General features: G+C 66.5%; 21 protein-coding genes. 11 read left to right on the top strand and 10 right to left on the bottom strand.

All coding sequences use genetic code 11. The annotated features are described in order from the left end of the window. Window positions 1–37: 37 nt before the first annotated feature. Window positions 38–1,636, bottom strand: a complete 1,599-nt coding sequence (locus IGS60_RS09230) for a CYTH and CHAD domain-containing protein (RefSeq protein WP_230503923.1) — start codon at window positions 1,634–1,636, stop codon at window positions 38–40. A 120-nt stretch (window positions 1,637–1,756) separates the two neighbouring features. Here IGS60_RS09230 and mgrA point away from each other — a divergent pair, with 120 nt between their 5' ends. Together mgrA and IGS60_RS09220 are read left to right on the top strand one after the other, a co-directional pair. Next, window positions 1,757–2,797, top strand: coding sequence for an L-glyceraldehyde 3-phosphate reductase (gene mgrA, locus IGS60_RS09225; RefSeq protein ID WP_230503921.1), 1,041 nt, complete (start codon window positions 1,757–1,759; stop codon window positions 2,795–2,797). Window positions 2,798–2,872: 75 nt separating this feature from the next. After that, window positions 2,873–3,358 carry a hypothetical protein gene (locus IGS60_RS09220; protein ID WP_070289581.1) on the top strand — a complete coding sequence of 162 codons (486 nt, stop codon included), beginning with the start codon at window positions 2,873–2,875 and terminating at the stop codon, window positions 3,356–3,358. On the opposite strand, the gene IGS60_RS09215 is transcribed toward IGS60_RS09220, so the two are convergent. From IGS60_RS09215 to IGS60_RS09205, 3 genes are all read right to left on the bottom strand, one after another. Further along, the gene (locus IGS60_RS09215; protein WP_070289580.1) at window positions 3,343–3,819 is read right to left on the bottom strand and encodes a DUF2244 domain-containing protein; all 477 of its coding nucleotides are present in this window, start codon (window positions 3,817–3,819) and stop codon (window positions 3,343–3,345) included. The genes IGS60_RS09220 and IGS60_RS09215 overlap by 16 nt on opposite strands. A gap of 87 nt (window positions 3,820–3,906) precedes the next feature. Beyond that, the gene (locus IGS60_RS09210) at window positions 3,907–4,224 is read right to left on the bottom strand and encodes a hypothetical protein (RefSeq protein WP_070224630.1); all 318 of its coding nucleotides are present in this window, start codon (window positions 4,222–4,224) and stop codon (window positions 3,907–3,909) included. Window positions 4,225–4,339: 115 nt separating this feature from the next. Then, entirely contained in the window at window positions 4,340–4,669 is a 330-nt protein-coding gene (locus tag IGS60_RS09205) for a hypothetical protein (RefSeq protein WP_070312067.1), read from the bottom strand. 286 nt (window positions 4,670–4,955) lie between these two features. Between IGS60_RS09205 and IGS60_RS09200 the strand changes: the two genes are divergently transcribed. From IGS60_RS09200 to IGS60_RS09170, 7 genes are all read left to right on the top strand, one after another. Then, entirely contained in the window at window positions 4,956–5,273 is a 318-nt protein-coding gene (locus IGS60_RS09200) for a DUF4148 domain-containing protein (RefSeq protein WP_162995582.1), read from the top strand. A 132-nt stretch (window positions 5,274–5,405) separates the two neighbouring features. Next, a complete protein-coding gene (locus tag IGS60_RS09195; protein ID WP_230503918.1) occupies window positions 5,406–6,818 on the top strand; it encodes an efflux transporter outer membrane subunit in 1,413 nt (470 codons plus the stop codon). A 73-nt stretch (window positions 6,819–6,891) separates the two neighbouring features. Continuing rightward, the gene (locus tag IGS60_RS09190) at window positions 6,892–7,398 is read left to right on the top strand and encodes a MarR family winged helix-turn-helix transcriptional regulator (protein WP_070224646.1); all 507 of its coding nucleotides are present in this window, start codon (window positions 6,892–6,894) and stop codon (window positions 7,396–7,398) included. Window positions 7,399–7,408: 10 nt separating this feature from the next. Then, complete coding sequence (locus IGS60_RS09185; protein ID WP_230503916.1) at window positions 7,409–9,553, top strand: FUSC family protein; 2,145 nt, start codon at window positions 7,409–7,411, stop codon at window positions 9,551–9,553. After that, the gene (locus IGS60_RS09180) at window positions 9,543–9,743 is read left to right on the top strand and encodes a DUF1656 domain-containing protein (RefSeq protein WP_070224633.1); all 201 of its coding nucleotides are present in this window, start codon (window positions 9,543–9,545) and stop codon (window positions 9,741–9,743) included. The genes IGS60_RS09185 and IGS60_RS09180 overlap by 11 nt, the downstream gene beginning before the upstream one ends. A gap of 38 nt (window positions 9,744–9,781) precedes the next feature. Next, window positions 9,782–10,678, top strand: a complete 897-nt coding sequence (locus tag IGS60_RS09175) for an efflux RND transporter periplasmic adaptor subunit (RefSeq protein ID WP_230503914.1) — start codon at window positions 9,782–9,784, stop codon at window positions 10,676–10,678. Then, complete coding sequence (locus tag IGS60_RS09170; RefSeq protein WP_230503912.1) at window positions 10,675–11,592, top strand: LysR substrate-binding domain-containing protein; 918 nt, start codon at window positions 10,675–10,677, stop codon at window positions 11,590–11,592. The genes IGS60_RS09175 and IGS60_RS09170 overlap by 4 nt, the downstream gene beginning before the upstream one ends. A 9-nt stretch (window positions 11,593–11,601) precedes the next feature. On the opposite strand, the gene IGS60_RS09165 is transcribed toward IGS60_RS09170, so the two are convergent. The 5 genes from IGS60_RS09165 to IGS60_RS09145 all read right to left on the bottom strand — a co-directional run bounded on the left by IGS60_RS09165 (window position 11,602) and on the right by IGS60_RS09145 (window position 15,855). After that, the gene (locus IGS60_RS09165; protein ID WP_230503910.1) at window positions 11,602–12,132 is read right to left on the bottom strand and encodes an ester cyclase; all 531 of its coding nucleotides are present in this window, start codon (window positions 12,130–12,132) and stop codon (window positions 11,602–11,604) included. A 136-nt stretch (window positions 12,133–12,268) separates the two neighbouring features. After that, window positions 12,269–13,015 (bottom strand): SDR family oxidoreductase, encoded by a 747-nt coding sequence (locus tag IGS60_RS09160; protein ID WP_230503908.1) that lies wholly within the window; start codon window positions 13,013–13,015, stop codon window positions 12,269–12,271. A 247-nt stretch (window positions 13,016–13,262) separates the two neighbouring features. Next, window positions 13,263–13,487: a hypothetical protein gene (locus IGS60_RS09155; protein ID WP_230503906.1), complete on the bottom strand. Its 225-nt coding sequence runs from the start codon at window positions 13,485–13,487 to the stop codon at window positions 13,263–13,265. 14 nt (window positions 13,488–13,501) lie between these two features. Continuing rightward, window positions 13,502–14,173: a thiol:disulfide interchange protein DsbA/DsbL gene (locus IGS60_RS09150; protein ID WP_070219418.1), complete on the bottom strand. Its 672-nt coding sequence runs from the start codon at window positions 14,171–14,173 to the stop codon at window positions 13,502–13,504. 146 nt (window positions 14,174–14,319) lie between these two features. Then, window positions 14,320–15,855: a TonB-dependent receptor gene (locus IGS60_RS09145; RefSeq protein ID WP_230503904.1), complete on the bottom strand. Its 1,536-nt coding sequence runs from the start codon at window positions 15,853–15,855 to the stop codon at window positions 14,320–14,322. Between the two features lie 223 nt (window positions 15,856–16,078). Here IGS60_RS09145 and IGS60_RS09140 point away from each other — a divergent pair, with 223 nt between their 5' ends. Further along, complete coding sequence (locus IGS60_RS09140; RefSeq protein ID WP_230503901.1) at window positions 16,079–18,331, top strand: M1 family metallopeptidase; 2,253 nt, start codon at window positions 16,079–16,081, stop codon at window positions 18,329–18,331. After that, complete coding sequence (locus IGS60_RS09135; protein WP_230503899.1) at window positions 18,328–19,212, top strand: hypothetical protein; 885 nt, start codon at window positions 18,328–18,330, stop codon at window positions 19,210–19,212. The genes IGS60_RS09140 and IGS60_RS09135 overlap by 4 nt, the downstream gene beginning before the upstream one ends. Here the strand turns inward: IGS60_RS09135 and IGS60_RS09130 are convergent, their stop codons facing one another. Then, window positions 19,213–20,103: a LysR family transcriptional regulator gene (locus IGS60_RS09130; protein ID WP_230503897.1), complete on the bottom strand. Its 891-nt coding sequence runs from the start codon at window positions 20,101–20,103 to the stop codon at window positions 19,213–19,215. It lies immediately after the preceding gene. Window positions 20,104–20,165 lie beyond the last annotated feature (62 nt).

Raw genomic sequence — 20,165 nt, 5'->3', positions numbered from 1 at the left:
AGGGCTGGCCGGACATCACGCTCCGATAAAAGCGGATTCAGGCCGGCAAGCGGACCGCCTTGAAGCGCCGCCAGGCCTTGTGCATGCGGCCATCGCTGCCATCGGTCTGCGCGCGCGCCGCCAGATAGCCGCGCACGAAGGCCGCGTGCAGCCGCAAGCCGTCCTGGGCGGACTGGTCAGCCTCGTCGGCCTGGCCAGCCTGAACTTCGGGCAATTGCTGCAGCAGCCGGTCGGCCACCTGCACATCGTTGAGCCAGCCCAGTTCATCCTGCAAGGCCGACAAGCGTCCCACATACGGTTTCACGGCCCGTCCCGCAAACAGCGAGGCAAAGAATTCCGTCGCATAGCGCGTCTTCTTGGCCGCGATGCGCACTTGATGGCGCTGCTGCGGCGTGGCATGCAGCAGGCGCTTGCCGCGCTTCATCAGGCGGCGCTGGTCCTTGCGCAGGGTGGCGCGGGCAAACGGCGACACGCGCGCATCGAGGCGCCGCAATTGGCGCGCGGAACAGCCATCGCGCCAGGCGCGCGCCTGCAGCCAGCGCTGCAAGCCCAGCATGCAGGCCGTGTAGCGCGCCGAGGTGACGGCCTGGGCGGCTTGTTGGTGCTTGAGCCGCGCCTGCGCGTGCGCCGCCTGTGCCAGCGCCGCCGCATCGGCCTGCGCCTCGCCATCGAGCTGCGCCAGGGTATTGCCAGCCAACACATCCCAGTCGCGCGCCTCGCCCAGCGCGCCGCCCAGCCAGTCGAGTTCGGCCTTCAAGGCGTCCGGCAAGGCCAGCAGGGACTTGAACATGCCCAGCGCCGAGCGCAAACGGCGCAGTCCCACGCGCATCTGGTGCACGCTTTCCACATCCTCGCCCGCCGCCACGCCACCCTGGTTGCCGCTGACCTGTTCCAGGCAATTGCCGGCGATGGCCACAAACACCTGCTCCACCGACATGGCCGCGTCCAGCACCAGCGGCTGCGCCTTGACCGCCTGCAAAGGCTGCGGCACCGCCAGGCGGTAACCGCGTTCCGCCTTGCTCATGTGGCCCAGCTGCAGCGGCACGTCCCGCAGCAGCGCCAGCGCCACGTCGAACAGGCTGGAAGCTTGCCCCTGCTTCAATTCCAGTTCGACCTCGCTGACGGGCACGCTGTATACGGTACCATCGGCACCATCGGCCCCATCCGCGCCGCTTTCAATGACACCCTGGTCCAGCACGCATTCGATCTGGTCGCCCTGCGGCGTGCGCAGCTGCCAGACGGTGCGCTCGATGCGCGTGGTAAACACGGGCTGCAAGGCGTCGCGGACGGCGTCCCGGCGCAGCAGCGCGCGGATGGGCTGCTTGCGGCCGATGGCCGAGTCGAGCGCGGCCAGATCCGGCTGCGGCCCCGGCACGTCACCCTCCCATTCATGGCGGCTGTGCAGGCCGCCGTTGACGGTGCCGCCCGCCTTCAGCGTTTGCACCCAGCGCCCGTCCACCTGGCGCACGCGCAAGCCCGCGTGGTGGCGGCACAGCTGCAAATCGGGCGTATCGACATAGATATCGTGCATCTGCAGCACCTGCGGCGCACCTTGCGCAGCCTGCGCCAAGAGCGGGTGGGCGCGCAGACGGGGCGCGTCCTGCGGCGCCAGCAGCAATTTCAATTCGATTTCCATGTCCGCTCCTTGCGAGATTCCTGAACGCCCATTGTAAGGCGCGTCCCGCCGCGCGCAAGGCGCACGCACGCACACCTTGATTTTGCGCCAAAATAGGCGATTCATTTACAAGGAGACGCCATGACCTATCACGCCGCCGAGAACCGCTACGACAGCATGCCATACCGCACATGCGGGCGCAGCGGGCTGAAATTGCCGCTGCTGTCCCTGGGACTGTGGCATAACTTTGGCGACAGCAACAATCTGGCTTCGCAGCGCGACATGCTGCGCACCGCGTTTGACCTGGGCATCACGCATTTCGACCTGGCCAATAACTACGGCCCGCCGTACGGCAGCGCGGAAAGCAATTTCGGCAAGCTGCTGCGCGACGATTTTTTACCGTACCGCGATGAGCTGATCATTTCCACCAAGGCGGGCTGGGACATGTGGCCGGGTCCGTACGGCCAGGGCGGCGGTTCGCGCAAATACGTGCTGGCCAGCCTGGACCAGAGCCTGCAACGCCTGGGTCTCGACTACGTCGACATCTTTTACTCGCACCGCTACGACGCCGACACGCCGCTGGAAGAAACCATGGGCGCGCTGGCGACCGCCGTGCAGCAGGGCAAGGCACTGTACGTGGGCCTGTCGTCGTATTCGCCGCAAAAGACGGCCGAGGCGGGCGCCCTGCTGAAGGAATGGAAAGTGCCGTGTTTGATCCACCAGCCTGCCTACAATATGCTCAACCGCTGGATCGAGGAAGACGGCTTGCTCGACACGCTGCAAGAGCAGGGCATGGGCTGCATCACGTTCACGGCGCTGGCGCAGGGTTTATTGAGCGACAAATACCTGGACGGCGTGCCGCAGGATGCGCGCGTCAACCGCCCCGGCGGCGGTTCGCTGACGCAACAGCACTTGAGCGCGGAAAACCTGGCCCGCGTGCGCGCCCTGAATCAGATCGCCGCGCAGCGGGGCCAGACCCTGGCGCAGATGGCGCTGGCCTGGGTGCTGCGCGATCCGCGCGTCACTTCGACCCTGATCGGCGCGAGCAGCAGCGCGCAAATCCGCGAAAACGTGGCCGTGCTGCAGCAGTTGTCATTCACGGCCGACGAGCTGGCCGCCATCGACGTGCAGGCGCGCGAAGGCCATATCAATCTGTGGGAAGGCCCGTCGCGGGCCACCTGAGGATCGTCCCCCGCTTGTGGCGGCGGCAGCCAGCAGGTAGACTGCCGCCTCCCACGACATCCGCGACAAGGTTCCATGCAAGCCATCCCTGCCATCACCGTCTGTTTACTGCTTTCCTGTGCGGCCCCTGCCAGCGCGGCCAATTATTGCGACTCGCCGCAATGGTCGATCGTGCATAACAAGAGCTACGACGAGGTCATGCAGATCGCCACGAAGCGCGACAAGATCCGCGACGCCGAATGCAGTTTTACCGATGTGATCCTACGCATCCAGAACGAGGAGGCCGGCATCGGGCGCTATCCGGGCATCCTGCTCATCGCCGACGCGCAGGATGAACGCTTCGTCGTCACCAGCCGCGTCGGCGCCTACACCATCTTCAGCTACCGCTATAACGACAAGCGCCTGCTGCAGTTTGCCATGAAGGATCACAGCTGGGAGGAAGGCGAAGCGTTCCAGGCCGGCGCCTACAAGATTACCGGCGTCAAGGAGTTCAAGACCATCACGGGCTTTCCCACCACCTTGCTGGTAGTACAGACTTTCCAGTTTTACGGGCCCAAATAGGGCGGCAGCAGCGCGCCCAGCTCCTGCGCCACTTGCCGGCGCCGCTCGGGCGTGGCGAACACGCCCACCGCCACATGACGGGTAGCATCACACATATCGTTGATATGTATCAATTGGCGCGGCCCTTGCGGCACTTCGACGCGCGTGCGCCATGGCGAAAAGTGGTGGCGCCGGCAGCGGCCGGCGCTGACCTGTTCGACGATCAGCTCGCCGTCGCGCAGGGCGATGTGTTCATAGTCGCGCGCGTGGCGCAGGTAGTGCAGCAGAGCGGCGGCCACCAGGCCCAGTTCGGCGAACGAAAAGACGGGAATGGTCCAGAGGCCGCGCAGCGCAAAGGCGGCGGCAATGACGAGGGAAAACAGGCATAGCAAGCCATAGGCGCGCAGCAACTGGCGCGCCGTCAAGGCACTGTGGCGCGCCAGCAGCCATTGCGGCTGCTCGCGCGAGTGATCGCGTGGCATGGCGCCTCCCGCACTATCGCTCCATCACCGCGGCGGCCTTCGCCGCCGCCAGGTTCCGCCAGATCGTTCAGCCAGCGTGCGCCCGGGTCAGGCGCCCATCCTCACCAGCGCGTGGCCCACGTGCTGCCACCAGTGATCGCGCGACTTGACCTGTTTCAGGCAAGACGTGTCGATTTCCGTCGGAAACACGCGATCCTGGCACGCCTTCGTTTCCAGGGCATAGCGCTGGTTTTCCGCCGCCGCCAGGGCCACGATCAGCCAGAACGCCAGCGCCAGCAAGACCACCAGCGCACTCCAGGCCAGGTGATTGGTGTTACTTTTTTCGCCAAAAAACTCGCGCGGCCGCGTCTCGCGGTACATCGACATCAAGCCTTTTTCTTTCTCTTCCGACATCTGCGTTTGCATCCTCTGACATCCTATCCTGTGCCGGCCGGCTGGCCATGGCGGCAAGCACGCCGCCTTGCCAGCATTTTACGCTGATGGCGCCAGAGCGACAGCAATTTGCGGCCGGCCGCCGGCATCAGGGGCGCGGCGCTGGCGCCTGGGGAACGCCGGGTTCGCCATCGCCCTCCTCTGCGGGCCGCACGGGCGCCAGGCTTTCCACATGATCGACATCGATATCGCCGCCGTCGGGCGCCGTACTGCGCGGCTCCACGCCGGCCCGTTCGCCCGTGCCGGCCGCATCGCTGTCGTTATCGAGTTCTTCCGCATCCTGGCCGGGCACGCCCTGCATGTCGCTGCCGCTGTCGGAACTGTCGCTGGGACCGAGCGCGCCCTTGCCATGGCCGGAGCCCAGAACGCGGTCGGGCGTGACGGGCAAATTGTCCGGATCGAGTGTGCTGCTGCTCATGGCTGACTCCCGTTAACAAAAAAACCAGCTTACTCTCCTGACCAATCGAGCGGCGCACGCCTGCCCGACCTTTTCCGAGGGGAAAATGCGGCGGCGCACAACTATTTTCATAAATTACTTCACAAATGTACTATTCATTGCTATAGTTAATCCAAGTAAGCATCTTCTCATCCAGAAACTGCTTCATCGGCGGCACGGCGCCCACCAGCGCCATGCCGCCGAACCGACCGGTACGTGGCGATCCGGCCCATCCACCCAGCCATCATGCACATTTTGGAGTCTTATCATGCAAGCCAAATCACTCATCGCAGCATTGTTTGCCATTACCACCGCTACTTCGGCGTTTGCCCAGAGCGCCGCGCCTGCCGCTGCCAGCCAGCAACTCACGCGTGCTGACGTCACGGCCGAATACATCCGTGCCCGCAACGCCGGCGAAATCGCCACCAGCGAAGTCGACTATCCGAAAACGCCGTCCACCGCCGCCAGCAAAGTGACGCGCGAACAAGTCATGGCCGAGTTCTACGCCGCCCGCAAGGCTGGCCTGATCCCGCAAACGGAAGCGGACTTTGATGTCGCGCAAACGGCCAAGCACGTCGTGCAATAAGAAACCAGTCAGCCGGTTTCAGTCAGTAACAACTCAGTTGCGGCGCAGCACTCGGGCCACTCCCGAAGCTCCCCGCGGCGAGCTGTGATACCCCAGCAGCACCCCCAACACTACCTCTCCCGGAGTCCCTGCATGTCCCTGCACCGCCGTTTGCTTGCCGCCAGCCTGATCCTTGCCTTGAGCGCTTGCGCCGACATGGGCCATATCGCGCCGCAATCGGCCATGCTGGACGCCAACAAGCTGCAGGCGAGCCAGGCCATGGATGCCGCCGCCAGCGCCGCCATACAATGGCCGCGCACGCAATGGTGGCAAGACTTGCAAGACCCTCAATTGAACCGTTTGATGGAGCAGGCGCTGGCCGACAGTCCCACCCTGCGCGGCGCCCAGGCGCGCGTGCGCCAGGCCGAGGCGCTGGCCGGTGCGGCGGAAGACAAGACCCGCCCGCAGGCGGACGCGAACGTCTCCATCAACCGCGAACTGTATTCGCAGCACGGCAGCACGCCGGCGCCGTTGGCCGGCAACTACGCGTGGCGCAACCAGGCCACCGTCACGGCCTCGTACGACCTGGACCTGTGGGGCCGCAACCGCGCCGCCCTGTCCGCCGCCCTGGGCGACGTGCAGATGGCGTCGGCCGAATCTCAGATGGCCCGCCTGGCCCTGGAAACGGCGCTGGTGCGCACCTACATCCAGCTGTCATACGAATTCCAGCTGCAGGACGTGATCGAGCGCAGCCTGGCGCAGCGCGCCCGCATCCTCGACATCACGCGCCAGCGCAAGGCGGCCGGCATCGGCACGGACATTGACGTGGCGCAGATCGAAACCACCTTGCCGGCCGGCCGGCGCCAGCTGGAGCAGTCGGCCGAGTCGCTGGCCCTGCTGCGCAACCAGCTGGCGGCCCTGGCGGGCAAGGGTCCGGCGGCCGGCGCGGCGCTCACGCGCCCCGTGCTGCGCCTGGACCAGCCGCTGGCCATTCCCGCCGCCCTGCCCGCCGACCTGATCGGCCGCCGCCCCGACATCGCCGCCCAGCGCTGGCGAGTGGAAGCGGCGGCGCAGCGCATCGACGCGGCCAAGGCCGAGTTTTACCCTAACGTCAACCTGGTGGCGTTCGCCGGCTTCCAGGCCTTCGGTTTTAGCCACTTTCTCGACGCCAACTCAGAGGTCCGCGGCGCCTCACCCGCGCTGAGCCTGCCCATCTTTGCCGGCGCCCGCCTGCGCGCCCAGCTGGGCAGCCAGACGGCCGTGTACGACGGTGCCGTGGAGCAGTACAACGCCACCGTCATCAATGCCATGTCGGACGTGGCCAACGCCGTCACCCGCGCCCAGTCGCTGGCCAAACAGCATCAGCTGACCGTGCAGGCGCTGGCCACGGCGCAGCGCGCGCGCGACCTGGCGGAAAAAGCGTACAAGGCGGGCATGAGCGACGCCATCAACATGCTCAACACGCAAGTGGCGCTGCTGGCGGAAGAACAGCAGCAGGCGCAAAATGGGGCGCGCGAGCTCGATCTGTACGTTTCCTTGATGAATGCATTAGGAGGCGGCATCTAAGCTTGCAATCCTGGCATTGCCCTAGCCCAACAAGATACAATCGGAACTTTATTCACACATGAAGGAATATGACATGACCGCTTTTGACGCCACCTCCAAGCGGCTGCAAAACATCCGCACGCGCATGCCAGGCTTCCCCATGGAACTGATGCGCCTGCTGCGCATGACGTACCACATCCAAAAAGGCATGAAGGACCTGACCAATGCCGCGCTGAAAAAGCACGACCTGGTCGATGCCAGCTACATGGTGCTGGCCGTGCTGTACGGCACGGACGACGAAACCTCGAACGCCTGCACCCTGGGCATGGCGTGCCATGAAAAGCCGGCCAACCTGACGCGCGTGTGCAACGACCTGGAAACGCGCGGCCTGATCCACCGCGGCACGCGCCCCGGCGACCGCCGCTCCGTGATGATCTCGCTGACCGACAAGGGCCGCGCGCTGATCGAAACGGCGCTGCCCGACGTGTACCAGGAAACCTCGGCCCTGTACGACGGGTTCACGGAAGAAGAGCTGCAAGTGCTCGACAAGCTGTACATGCGCCAGCTGCGCAACCTGAACAATCTCAACAACCAGAACTGATAGCCTATCGATGACGCCAGCCACAGCAACAAAACCCACATATGGCCCCCTGAACCGGGCGGCCCGCTGGCTGGCGCTGGCGCTGCAGGACTGGCGCGCGACGGAAGGCGAACGCTGGATCTACGTCGGCAAGACTCTCATCGCCGCGTTCTGCGCGCTGTGGCTGGCCTACCGCCTGGGCCTCGATTCGCCCAGTACGGCGATGACCACCACCATCATCCTGGCCCTGCCCAGCAGCGGCATGGTGCTGGAAAAAAGCTTTTACCGCCTGTGCGGCACCCTGCTCGGCTGCACGGCCGCGCTGACCCTGATCGGCCTGTTCCCGCAGCAGCCCGTGCTGCTGTTCGCCGGCCTGGCCCTGTGGGTGGGCCTGTGCACGAGCGGCTCGGCCCTGCACCGCAACGCCCAATCGTATGTGTACGTGCTGGCCGGCTACACGGCCTGCATGATCGTGCTGCCCGCCATCGAGCAGCCGATGCAGGTGTTCTCGCTGGCCGTCACGCGCGTGGCTGAAGTGGGCCTGGGCATCATCTGCTCGGCGGCCGTCTCCAGCGTGCTGCTGCCGCGCCACCAGGGTACGCAGGTGATGCGCACAGTGCAGGCCCGCTACGGAAAATTCCTCGCCTTCTGCCATGACGTGCTGCAGCAAAAGCTCACGCCGGCCCAGGTGGAACTGACGCATCTGCAGTTTGCCGCCGACGTGGCGGCGCTGGAACTGGGGCGCTCGGCTGCGCTGTTCGAAGTGACCAGCAAAGTGAGCCACGTGCGCGCGCAAAACCGCAAGCTGCACGCCTTCAACGCCACCTTCATGACGGCGCTGACCACCTTCTATACCTTCCACCGCCTGTTCGACCGCCTGCAGCGCGATGGCGAAACCAAGGTCATGCAAGCGTGTGCGCCCCTGTACGCCATCGTCGCCGAGGCGCTGCAGACGACGCCTTCGCAAGACTCGCTCGACACCATGCAGCGGCATTTGCAGACGGCGCTGGCGCAGGCGCGCGCGGACATCGACGGCGCGGCCATCGTGCATGCGCAGCGCATCGACTTCGACACCGTGTGCGAACTGCTCGAGCGCTTCGCGCGCGACATGAGCCGCTTTCACGAAGTGTATTTCAGCCTCGTGCACGACACGCCGCTCGACGTGAGCACGCCGCAGGCGTATGCGCCGAAGACGCCGCCCGCGCTGGTGCTCGCCAGCGGCGCGCGCGCCGGCATCAGCCTGGCCCTGCTGGCGCTGGGCGCCTACTTCCTCGCCTGGCCCTACGCCAGCACGGCGATGCTGATGGCGGCCGTGTTCTGCGCGCTGGCCTCGTCCTCGCCGCGCCCCATCATGATGATCCGGCAAGTGCTGACGGGTTTTTTGATCGCCATGCCCCTGTCGCTCGTCTGCGTGTACTTCGTGCTGGTGCACGGCGACGGCTTCCCCATGCTGGTACTGAGTTTTGCGCCCTTCCTCGCCGTCGGCCTGTACCTGATGACGAATCCGGCCAAGCTGGGCGTGGGCCTGGGCGTGTCCACCTTCATCACGCAGATGGCGCCGACGAATCTGATGCACGTCGACGGCGCGGCCTTTTTGAACACGGGCATGGCGCTGATCGTCGGCCTGATGCTGGCCGCCCTCGTGTTTGCCGTGCTGCTGCCCGAGCATACGATGGGCCACAAGGACCATATCGGCCCGGCCCTGTGGCGCGAAGCGCTGCAGGCGTGCACGGCGCCGGCGCGCCGGGTCAAGCATCGCTTCGACAACCGCGTGCGCGACCTGCTCAGCCAGCTCAATGCGGCGGCCGGACCGGCGCCGGGCGAGGCCACGCGCGCCGTCGTGCGCCAGGCCCTGACCCTGCTGGAAATCGGCCATTCCGTAATCGAGTTGCGCGAACTGATCGCGACCGCCCGCCCGGGCGCCACGCGCCATGCGCTGCAGCAGTGCGTGGACGGCATCGCCGCCTGGCTGCGCACGCGCGGCGATGCGCAACTGCAGGCGGCGCTGGCGGCCACCCTGCAGGCGGGCGCCGTGGTGCGCGCGGCGCAAGCGGAAGCGGAAGCGACAGCCGAACGCAGCGCACGGTTGCAGACGGCCTTGGCCGACCTGCATTCGATCTACACCTCATTACTCGACCACATGGCGCCTGGCGCCGGAGACCACCATGCCGCGTGAATTCGCCCTGTTCGGAATTCTGATTCCTACCCTGCTGCCCCTGTTCATCCTCAGCATCGGCCTGCAAACCCTGCTCGACCGCGTGCTGGGCTGGCTGGGCGTGTACCGCATGGTGTGGCACCCGTCGCTGGCGCGGCTGTGCATCTTCATCGCCATCTTCGGCGCGCTCGCTCTATCGCTTTACAAATAAAAAAAACTGTTCAACCCCATCAAGGAAAGGCTGCCGACATGGTAAGCAAACTGACACGCTATGCAATCACCCTGCTGCTCTTGGCAGCAGCCCTGTGGATAGGCAAGACCGTCTGGGACCGCTACATGGAGTCGCCATGGACGCGCGACGGCCGCATCAAGGCCGACATCGTCAACATCAGCGCCGACGTGGCCGGCACCGTCACGGACGTGCTGGTGCGCGACAACCAGGTGGTGCAAAAAGGCGACGTGCTGTTCGTCGTCGACAAGGAACGCTACACCAGCGCGCTGGCCCAGGCCGACGCCGTGCTGGCCGCGCAAAAAACGGAAATGGGCCGCCGCGGCAAGGAAGCGCAGCGCCGCGCAGGCCTCGACGCCAGCATCATCTCGACGGAAAGCCGCGAAAGCGCCGCCTACGCCGCCAGCTCGGCCTCGTCGCAAGTGCAGGCCGCCGTGGCCGCGCGCGCGCTGGCGCAACTGAACCTGGAACGCACCACCGTGCGCGCCCCCGTCAGCGGCTACGTGACGAACCTGAACGTGCACAAGGGCGATTTCGCCGCCGTCGGCGCGCCCAAGCTGGCCGTCATCGACAGCGCCTCGTACTACGTCGTCGGCTACTTCGAAGAGACCAAGCTGGGCATGCTGGCGCAGGACGACAAGGCGGAAATGAATTTGATGAGCGGCGGCACCCTGCACGGCCACATCGAGAGCATCGCGCGCGGCATCACCGACCGCGACGCCGCCACGGGCCGCGAACTGCTGGCCGACGTCAATCCCACCTTCAACTGGGTGCGCCTGGCGCAGCGCGTGCCCGTGCGCATCCACATAGATGAACAAGACAGGAATCAGGTCCTGGTAGCCGGCACCACCTGCACCGTGGTGATCACGCCCCATTCGGCACCGGCGCCGAAACCGGCGGCGGCGCACCCGGCATGATCATGATGCGCGGCGGCGCCGGGCGCCTGGCGGAAATCGCCCTGTTCCTCGACGCTGCGGTGCTGGGCAGCTTTTCCGCGGCCGGCCGCAAGCACGGCCTGTCGCCGGCCGCCGCCAGCGCCGCCATCGCGCGCCTGGAAACGGCGCTGGGCGCCACCCTGTTCGAGCGCACCACGCGCCAGCTGCGCCTGACGGCAGAAGGTTTGCACTATCGCCAGTACAGCGAACAGGCGCTGGACTTGCTTGCGCAGGCCGAAGACGGCTTGCACGCGGGCGGCGGCGCCGTGCGCGGCATGGTACGGATCTCGGCGCCGTCCGACATCGGCCGCCAGCTGCTGCTGCCCATGCTCGACCGCTTTGCCGCGCTGCACCCGCAGTTGCGCCATGCGCTGACCCTGACGGACATGACGGCCAATCTGGTGCAGGACGATATCGACCTGGCCATCCGCTACGGCGAGCTGCCCGACAGCGACATGGTGGCGCGCCTGCTGCACCGGGGCAGGCGCGTCGTGTGCGTGGCGCCCGCGCTGGCCGCCAGAGTGGGCGTGCCGGCCGCGCCGCGCGACCTGGCACAGCTGCCGACGCTGGTGCTCACGGCCGGCGACGGCGCGCCGCAGGAATGGCGCTACCGCGAAAACGGCAAGCGCCACAGCCTGCGCCTGGCGGGGGACTGGCACAGCAACGACGGCGAAATCATCCGCCGCTGGGCCGTGGCCGGCCATGGCTACGCCTACAAATCGCTGCTCGACATCGGCGACGACCTGCGCGCGGGGCGCTTGCAGACGGTGCTCGACAATTATTTTGCCGACAGCGTCCCCCTGAACCTGCTGTACCGGCGCAGCCGCTTCCAGCCGCCGCGCGTCGCCCTGCTGGCCGACTTCCTCGTGCAGCAGTTCGCCGCGCTGCAAGCCTGACGGCCGCCCTTACTGCGGCAGCACGCCCAGCTGGCGCAGCAGGGTCAGGTTGTCTTCCAGGTGCCAGTTATCGCTGATGCGCCCTTGCGCATTGACACGGTACAGATCAAACGCATGGAAATCGACGGCTTGTCCCTGCCCCTGCAAGGGTCCCTGCGGCGTGGGGAAGACACCCGTGAAGCGGCCCGTGAAATGCAGGCGCAAAGTCACCCGGTCGCCCGCTACCAGCATCTCCTCGATGGCCACCTTCAAGTCCGGCACGGCCGCGTGAAACACCTGCGACGCCTGCAGCGGGCCGGCCAATCCCTGCGGCCGGCCGGCGGGCAAGGTGCGGTCCGTAAAATCATCGGCCAGCGCCAGACGCGCCACGGCCGGGTCGCCGCTTTCCCAGAACGCGGCATAGCGGCGCGCGGCCAGCGCCACCGCGGCGTCGGCTTTCGCGCCGGACAAATGGGCCGGCATGGGCAGATTGATGGCGCAATGGGCTGGCGCGGCGGCCAGCAGGGACAGGGCCAGGATGGCGGGAGCAAAAGTGGACATGGTGGTTCCAAATGAGTTGATCGGCGTGCATATGGCACACCACCATTCTGGACTCGCTTGCCCTGCTTGATAATTGGCCCCGTGCTTGAAGCAATTGCTTGCAAGGGTTGAAAATAAGTTGAAAATGCGTTGAAAATCAGCGCCCGCCGGCCACGTCGAGGATGCTGCCCGTCACATACGTCGCGTCCGGCCCCAGCAGGTACAGGATGGCATCGGCGATTTCTTCCGGCTGGCCGCCGCGCTGCATGGGCACGCCCGATGCCAGGCGCGCCACCCGTCCCGGTTCGCCGCCCGAGGCGTGGATGTCCGTGTAGATGATGCCGGGCCGCACGCCGTTGACGCGGATGCCTTCGGCCGCCACTTCCTTCGCCAGCCCCAGGGTCAGGGTATCGACGGCGCCTTTCGAGGCCGCGTAATCGATGTATTCGTCCGGAGAACCGATACGCGCCGCCACCGACGAGACATTCACGATGCGTCCGCCCTGCCCGCCGCTCGCCGTCGACATGCGCCGCACGGCCTGCTGGCAGCACAAAAAGTAACTGATCACGTTGGTGCGCAGCACGCGTTCGAGGCGCTGGGCGGACATGTCGACCAGCCGGCATTTCCGCTCCAGCACGCCCACATTGTTGACCAGCGCCGTGAGCATGCCCAGGCGCGCATCGACTTCATCGAACAGGCGCGCCACGTCCGCTTCCTCGCTGACGTCGGCCTGCACGGCGATGGCCTCGCCGCCCGCCGCCACGATGCGCGCGCACAGTTCCCCGGCCGCCTGCGCATCGCGCACATAGTTGATGCAGACGGCATAGCCCTGGCGCGCCGCCAGCAGCGCCGTCGCCGCACCGATGCCGCGGCTGCTGCCGGTAATCAGGATCACTTCCTTCATTGTCCCTCCTCGATGGTTGTGGTCTCATGATACCCGCAAGCTGCAGACGTAAAAAAGCCCGCACAAAGCGGGCAGTTTGCCGATCCATCCCTCATCGTCACGACGCCGGAGAAAATCGTAGCGAGCGGCAGTGAGGCTCGGCGCCCCCTTGTGGCCAAGAAGCGCAACCGTACTTTGTACGGGGGCGCCGAGCCGGTGAGCATCGCCGGCCGCAAAGCGCGACGCGCAGTAGATTTTATCCGGCGTTCTATGACCTGAAGTGCGTCATGGCATAAGTCAGGTGCTGCCACCAGTGTTCGCGCGTCTGCACGCTGGACAGGCATTTCGCATCGACCTCGTTCTTGAACGCGGGGTCCACGCAAGCCTTGCTGGCCAGCGCATTGCGCTGGTTTTCCACGTTGACGATGGCAATCGACAACCACGCCACGAGGGCGACGGCCAGTACGCACAGGGTCCAGGGCAGCTGTTTCATGGTGTTCTCCGGTGTTACTTCTTCGCTGGCGCGGGAGCGCGCTCTTTCAGGACGCGCGCCACCAGTTCATCCATCACGCGCAGGGTCGCAGCCTGGGTTTGCGGCTCGGACTGGCCAGGACGCGACAACTGCGCCGGCGACGTCACGAAGCGGCCGTCGATGACGATGGTCGGCGCGCTGTCGATCTTGCTGGCCGCGATCAGTTGCTCGTTGCGTTTCAGCTTGGTCTGCACGCCGAACGAATTGAACATGTCCAGGTATTTCGCCTTGTCGATGCCGTTCTTGACCAGCAGGTCGAGGATGGCGTCATCGCGGTTCAGGCGGTTGCGCTCGACGTGGATGGCGCGGAAGATCTTGTCGTGGAACTGGTCCAGCTGGCCCATCGCTTCCAGGGTGGCATAAGCGTGCGCCTGCGGATCCTTCGGGCCGGAGAAGGCCAGGTGGATGCGGCGGAAGGCGATCTTGTCGCCCTGCTTCTTGACCCAGTCGTGCATCAGCGGATCGAGCGCGTAGCAATGCGGGCACGAGTACATGAAGTACTCGACCACTTCCACCTTCTTGCCCGTGTCCGTGCGCACTGGCGTCGGGAGCGTGGTAAAGCCGGTATCGGCCGCCATGGCGCCGCCGGTGGCCGCCACCAGGGTGACGGCGGCAAGCAGGGGACGCAAGAAACGCAGAAAACGCATAATAATCCTTCATCATAAGTGGTCGTGAACGGGGCGAGATTACCACTTTTTGCGCCGGGCGATGAAGCCCGGGCGGAAAAAAGGCGCTTTTGCGCGCTCCGTTTGCGCCCGATTAAGCCGCTCTTAAGCGCCGCCGTGCCCGTGCCTCAGAAATGGTAGCGCGCGGCCACGCGCAACTGGCGCGCATCGTTGAGGTAAATGCTGGAGCGGCAGCCCGGCGCATCGCCGTAATGGCGGCGGTTGGCCAGGTTGCTGCCGGCCAGCTCCAGCTCCCACGCGCCCAGCTTGCGCACGTAACGCCCGTCCACGGTGGCAAACGCAGGCACTTGCGCCAGGCAGCTGCCGGCGAAATCGGGGCCGTAACGCAGGGCGCGCAGCCATTGCACGCCCACGTCGGCACTGGCGCCGCCCTGCCCCGTCCAGTACAGGCGCAGGCTGGCCAGGGTTTTCGGCACGAGGGCGATGTCCGGGCCGTCATAGGCGTAATCGTCATAGCGCGCATGCACCTGGCGCAGCTGAGCGTCGAGGCGCCAGTCGCGCGCCAGCGCCATGCCGGCCTCGATGGCGATGCCTGCGCGGCGCGAGGGGTCGAGGTTGCCCGCAAAGCCCAGCTGGCCAAGGTTCTGGTCGAAGACGATCTGGTTGCTCAGGCGCTCGCTGAACACGCGCACGGAAGCGCTGCGCGCCGCGTCGCCGAAGGTGGCACCCACTTCCATTTCGCGCCGCAGCTGTCCCGCCAGGGGACGGTAGCCGGCGCGGGTATAGCCATCGTCATCAATGCGGTAGCTGCGCGCGGCCCTGGCGTACACGCTCAGCTGCGGGCGCAGCTGCAGGCTGCCCTGCAAGTCCCACGCATTCTGGTTTTCCCAGTCGCTGCCGCCGGCGGGCATGTCGGCCGGGTCGAGCTGGAACTGTTCATGCCGCAGTCCCAGCAGCAGGCGCGGCGCATACAGGCCGCCGAAGGCCAGCTCTTCGCGCAGCAACAGCGCGCGCGAGTACTGGCGCCGCTGCGCATCGCCCGCGCGGCCCGAGCGCCGCTGCCACTGCATCAGGTCCAGGCCCACTTCCGTGTCCGTGCCCACGCCAGCCACCTTGCCGTAATGGCGCAGGCGCGGCGCCAGCTGGCGGCGGCGGCTGCTGTACGTCGATTCGATGCTGCCGTCCTCGCCCGCATAGTGGGCCGTAGCGCGCTTTTCCCGCTGCGACAGTTCCACGCCCAGCTCGAAACTGCCCACATAGCGCTGCACGAAGGCGCTGGCGCGCCGCACCTCATAGCGGTACAGGTCTTCCGGGCGGGCCGTCAGCAAGGCCAGGAACGGTGCTTCGGGCGCGGGATAGCGGGTGTCCTGGTTCAGCTGGTCGGCGCTGAAGCCGAAGCGGCCCTGGCGCAGCTTCCATTCCGCGCCGCCGTTGAAGCCGCGCTGGTGAAACACGCTGCCATCGCGGTAATTGCCATTGCGCAGGCCATCGATGGCCACGTCGAGCGACATGCCGCCCTGGTCGCGCGACAGGGCGCCGCGCATGCTGTGCTGGCCGCCCTGCGCCAGTTCGGCGGACAAATCGCCGTGCGTGACGCCGGCCGCGCCACCATCCGCGCCGTCCTGTGCGCGCGCAGGCATGGCCAGGGTGCACAACAGCAAGATGCGCGCGGCGATGGTCAGGGCGGAAGGGGGAGGCATCATGGCGGAAAGCTGGGTGCGCTACCTGGGCGCGAACGCACGGTAGTAGGAGGATGGCAAAAGCGAATCATTATACGCACGGCGCGCGGCGCCGCAACAGCGAGCTGGGCTGTCAGCATAATCCATTGCTTATTTGTAATTTTTACAGGTATATTAACGAGCACCCGGCGATCCTGGGCGCAGCCGACTGCATTTGAAAATCAACAAGTCACTGTGGGAGTCACGCATGGAAAGTCGTAGCACGCCGCGCCGCCGCATTGTCCCCCTCCCGGGCAAGTTCAAGGTTCTGGCCATCGCCGCCCTGCTGCTGGCCGGCCTGGCCCTGCAGGCCGAGCTGTTCGCCCAGCAGGACCAGGGCAAGCTGGCCAGCGCGCCCATGCCGCCGGCGCCGTCGGCCGACGGCATCGCCCTCGCTTCGCCGCATGCGGCCGCCGTCACCACGCCCAGCGCCGGCAACGCCTGGGGCGGCGCGCGCACGGGTGCGCAAGCGACGCTGTCGGACCGCGTGGTCGACTACCAGATCGAAGCGACGCTCGATCCCGTCAAGCACACGATAGACGGCCGGCAGAAACTGCGCTGGCGCAACCGCAGCGCGCAAGCCGTCAGCAGCGTGTACCTGCACCTGTACCTGAACGCCTTCGAGGGCGAGCATTCGACCTTCTTTACCGAGAAGCGCAAGCTCGATACGGGCTTTCGCTCGGGCGTCGGCACGCGCGACGGCGAGTGGGGCTACATGGAACTGCGCAGCGTGACGCAGAACGGGGCCACGGCGCCCTGGCATTTCGTCCAGCCCGACAACGGCCCGGCCACCGACCGCACCGTGGTGCGCGTCGACTTGCCACAGGCCGTCGCGCCGGGCGCCGAGACGACGCTCGACATGCGCTTCTTCGACCAGCTGCCGCGCGTCATCGCGCGCACCGGCTATTTCGGCAGCTTCCATCTGGTGGGCCAGTGGTTCCCGAAGATCGCCGTGCTGGAACTGCCCGGCGAACGGGGCGCCACCGCGCCGCGCTGGAACGCGCATGAATTTCACCTCAATTCGGAGTTCTACGCCGACTTCGGCCGCTACGACGTGAAGCTGACCGTGCCCAGGGAGTACACGGTGGGCGCCACCGGTGAATTGCAGGGCGCGCCGCAGGAGAAAAACGGCATGCTCACGCACCACTATGTGCAGGGCGACGTGCACGATTTCGCCTGGACGGCCGACAAGCGCAGCGCAGCGCCATTGACGGGCAGCTGGAGCGGCCCTGGCAGCCCGCCCGTGGCCATCCGGGTGCTGTACCCGCCCGAGTATGCGTCGAACGCGGCGCCCGCGCTGCAGGCGGCGAAAGACTCGCTGACATATTTCTCGCGTACCCTGGGTCCGTATCCGTACAAGACCCTGACGGTGGTGATCCCGCCGTTCAATGCGGCCGAAGCAGGCGGCATGGAATACCCGACCTTCATCACGGCCTCGAGCTTCGCCAGCCTGCAGCCGAAGACCATCGCCGGATTCGGCCTCGACTTCGTCACCATCCACGAATTCGGCCATGGCTATTTCTACGGCATCCTGGCCTCGAACGAATTCGAGGAACCGATCCTCGACGAAGGCTTGAACGAGTACTGGGACCAGCGCATGCTGCGCGCGCGCGGCCAGGACATCCACGCCACCACGCCCCTGCTCAAGCGCCTGGGCTTCGCTCCCGCCTTCAAGGTCTTCGAGGCCGAACGCATGGCCGCGCCGCGCCAGGATGCGGCCGACCCGCTGGGCCAGAATGCGTGGGAACGCCTGCAGGGCGTGGGGCCCGTCTACAGCCGCACTGCCACCACCCTGCGCGACCTGGAAGCGCGCATCGGCAGCGAGGCCATGGAACGGGGCTTCAAGGCCTATTACGAACAGTGGAAATTCCGCCACCCCAGCGTGGCCGACCTGCGCGAAGCGCTGGCCGAGGCGACGGGCCAGCGGCGCATCGTGGAACAGGTCTTTGCGCAGCAAGTCCATGCCAGCGCGAATATCGACGACCGCATCGGCAGCTTCACCAGCGAAGAGCAGACGCCGCTGGCCGGCCTGGCGCTGGTGAACGGCAAGCGCGTGGAACGCACGCCCGAGGCGCTGGAAAAAGAAGAGGACAAGGTGCGCGCGGCATGGGACAAGGCGCACCCGGACGCCAATCCCGGCACGGGACCGTATCCCTATCTGACCAGCGTGGTGCTGCGCCGCCGCGGCGCGCCCGTGCCGCAGGTACTGCTGGTGAAATTCGCCGACGGCAGTTCCGAACGCGTGGTGTGGGACAACGGGCAACTGTGGCAGCGCTACACCTGGAGCAAGCCCGTGAAGGCCGTCTCGGCCGAACTCGATCCCGACCGCGTGCACTACCTCGACGTCAACAAGCTCGATGACAGCCGTACCCTGAAAGCCGACACGTCCGCCGCGCGGCGCTGGAGCCTCGATATCGCCGCCGCCTTCCAATACCTGCTTTCCCTGATCGCCATCGTATGAGCGCCACTTCCACGCCACGGGCCAGCGGCCTGACCCTGACCACGCGCGCCAGCCGCGCCGCCCTGCAATGGCGCTTGCTGCTGCTGTGGGCCGGCCTGCTGCTGATCCCGACCATCGTTGCCGTCATTCCCGTCTGGCGCACCTTGAGCGCCAGCCTCGACCAGGCCGTGCATGCGGCAGCGCTGGCACAGCGGCTCGACCTGATGACGTTGGCCGACCTGGCCGCCAATGCCAGCCGCAATGGGGCCGCCATCAGCCAGGCCGCCATCGCCGCCATCGTCCTGACCCTGCTGCTGTCGCCGCTGCTGAGCGGCCTGGTGGTGACGGCCGCGCGCGCCCCTGCGCCGCCCGGCTTCGGTGCCCTGCTGACGGGCGCCTTCAGCGAATACGGCCGCATGCTGCGCATGCTGTTGTGGAGCATCGTGCCGCTGGGCGTGGCACTGGCGATCGGCGCCGGCGCGCTGAAACTGGCCGACAAGCATGCGGCGACAGCCATCCTGGAAGCCGACGCCGACCTGGCCCGCCACCTGGCCTTGCTGCTCGCGGGCGTGCTGTTCCTGCTGGCCTGCGCCACGCTCGACGCGGGCCGCGCGGCGCTGGCCGTCGACCGGCGCCGCACGTCGGCCGTCAAGGCCTGGTGGCGCGGGCTCGGCATGCTGCGCCGGCGTCCGCTGGCCTGCCTGGCCATCTACCTCGTCATCACCGTGCTGGGACTGGCCCTGTATGCGCTGCTGGGCGTGGCACGGCTGAACCTGGCCGGCCCCGGTCCGCTGGCCATCGCGGCCGGTTTGCTGGCGACGCAGCTGGCGGCGCTGGTGCTGGCGTGGATGCGCAGCGCGCGCCTGTTCGCGCTGATCGGCGTCAGGCGTTCAATCGCCTAGTCAGGCCCCCAGGCGCGCTTCATCGGCGAGGAAGTCGATGAAGGTGCGCACCTTCGAGGACAGGTAGCGGCGGCTTGTATAGACGGCGTACACCTTGCCGCCCGCCAGCTTGAAATCGTCGAAGAGGCGCACCAGCCGCCCCGCCGCCAGGTCCGCATCCGTCTGCCACGACGGCAGCAGCGCGATGCCCATGCCGTCGAGCGCGGCCGCGTGCAGCAGGCTTTCGTTATTGCATTGCAGCACGGGCGAGAACTTCACCGTTTCGCGGCCCTGCGGCCCGTCGAAGGCCAGCTCATTGCCGTTCGCCAGCAAGGAATAGCTGATCATGGCGTGCTGCGTGAGGTCTTGCGGCAGCTGCGGCCGGCCCGCGCGCGCCAGGTAGGCGGGCGCGGCCACCAGGTGGAAGGCGATGCTGCCGATGGGCCGCGCGATCAGGGCCGGCGACGGCGCCTGGCTCACGCGCAGGGCAAGGTCGAAACCCTCTTCCACCAGGTTGACCACCCTGCCGCTCAAATCGATGTCGAACGTCACTTCCGGGAAGCGCTCGCGGTAAGCCACCAGGGTGCGCGTAAAGATGGCATTGGCGAACCAGACGGGGGCGCTCAGGCGCAGCATGCCGCGCGGCACCACCGTCGTGCGGCCCACGGTCGCTTCCACTTCGTCGAGGTTGTCGAGCATGTCGCGGCACTGTTCAAAATACACCTTGCCGATTTCCGTCAGGCTCAGGTGGCGGCTGCTGCGGTTCAGCAGGCGCGCGCCCAGGTGGCGTTCCAGGTGCATCACGTGCTTGCTGACCATGGCCGGCGACAGATCGAGGCGCTCGCTGGCCCGCACGAAACTGTCCAGCTCCACCACGGCGCGAAACACGCGCATGCTGCGCAAGGTATCCATGACTGCCCCATCATCAACAAAATGGAAATGATATATCAATAATAGCGATCTTGATCAACTGA

The organism is Janthinobacterium sp. FW305-128, from assembly GCF_020858135.1.
Taxonomy (GTDB): Bacteria; Pseudomonadota; Gammaproteobacteria; order Burkholderiales; family Burkholderiaceae_D; genus Janthinobacterium.
Note: the sequence above shows the minus strand (reverse complement) of the source record. Positions and strands in the feature narration are given on the sequence as shown.

Excerpts from the sequence above, each read along its gene's own strand:
- IGS60_RS09230 (WP_230503923.1), bottom strand. The coding sequence starts at position 1,636 with ATGGAAATCGAATTGAAATTGCTGCTGGCGCCGCAGGACGCGCCCCGT.
- mgrA (WP_230503921.1), top strand. The coding sequence starts at position 1,757 with ATGACCTATCACGCCGCCGAGAACCGCTACGACAGCATGCCATACCGC.
- IGS60_RS09220 (WP_070289581.1), top strand. The coding sequence starts at position 2,873 with ATGCAAGCCATCCCTGCCATCACCGTCTGTTTACTGCTTTCCTGTGCG.
- IGS60_RS09215 (WP_070289580.1), bottom strand. The coding sequence starts at position 3,819 with ATGCCACGCGATCACTCGCGCGAGCAGCCGCAATGGCTGCTGGCGCGC.
- IGS60_RS09210 (WP_070224630.1), bottom strand. The coding sequence starts at position 4,224 with ATGCAAACGCAGATGTCGGAAGAGAAAGAAAAAGGCTTGATGTCGATG.
- IGS60_RS09205 (WP_070312067.1), bottom strand. The coding sequence starts at position 4,669 with ATGAGCAGCAGCACACTCGATCCGGACAATTTGCCCGTCACGCCCGAC.
- IGS60_RS09200 (WP_162995582.1), top strand. The coding sequence starts at position 4,956 with ATGCAAGCCAAATCACTCATCGCAGCATTGTTTGCCATTACCACCGCT.
- IGS60_RS09195 (WP_230503918.1), top strand. The coding sequence starts at position 5,406 with ATGTCCCTGCACCGCCGTTTGCTTGCCGCCAGCCTGATCCTTGCCTTG.
- IGS60_RS09190 (WP_070224646.1), top strand. The coding sequence starts at position 6,892 with ATGACCGCTTTTGACGCCACCTCCAAGCGGCTGCAAAACATCCGCACG.
- IGS60_RS09185 (WP_230503916.1), top strand. The coding sequence starts at position 7,409 with ATGACGCCAGCCACAGCAACAAAACCCACATATGGCCCCCTGAACCGG.
- IGS60_RS09180 (WP_070224633.1), top strand. The coding sequence starts at position 9,543 with ATGCCGCGTGAATTCGCCCTGTTCGGAATTCTGATTCCTACCCTGCTG.
- IGS60_RS09175 (WP_230503914.1), top strand. The coding sequence starts at position 9,782 with ATGGTAAGCAAACTGACACGCTATGCAATCACCCTGCTGCTCTTGGCA.
- IGS60_RS09170 (WP_230503912.1), top strand. The coding sequence starts at position 10,675 with ATGATCATGATGCGCGGCGGCGCCGGGCGCCTGGCGGAAATCGCCCTG.
- IGS60_RS09165 (WP_230503910.1), bottom strand. The coding sequence starts at position 12,132 with ATGTCCACTTTTGCTCCCGCCATCCTGGCCCTGTCCCTGCTGGCCGCC.
- IGS60_RS09160 (WP_230503908.1), bottom strand. The coding sequence starts at position 13,015 with ATGAAGGAAGTGATCCTGATTACCGGCAGCAGCCGCGGCATCGGTGCG.
- IGS60_RS09155 (WP_230503906.1), bottom strand. The coding sequence starts at position 13,487 with ATGAAACAGCTGCCCTGGACCCTGTGCGTACTGGCCGTCGCCCTCGTG.
- IGS60_RS09150 (WP_070219418.1), bottom strand. The coding sequence starts at position 14,173 with ATGCGTTTTCTGCGTTTCTTGCGTCCCCTGCTTGCCGCCGTCACCCTG.
- IGS60_RS09145 (WP_230503904.1), bottom strand. The coding sequence starts at position 15,855 with ATGATGCCTCCCCCTTCCGCCCTGACCATCGCCGCGCGCATCTTGCTG.
- IGS60_RS09140 (WP_230503901.1), top strand. The coding sequence starts at position 16,079 with ATGGAAAGTCGTAGCACGCCGCGCCGCCGCATTGTCCCCCTCCCGGGC.
- IGS60_RS09135 (WP_230503899.1), top strand. The coding sequence starts at position 18,328 with ATGAGCGCCACTTCCACGCCACGGGCCAGCGGCCTGACCCTGACCACG.
- IGS60_RS09130 (WP_230503897.1), bottom strand. The coding sequence starts at position 20,103 with ATGGATACCTTGCGCAGCATGCGCGTGTTTCGCGCCGTGGTGGAGCTG.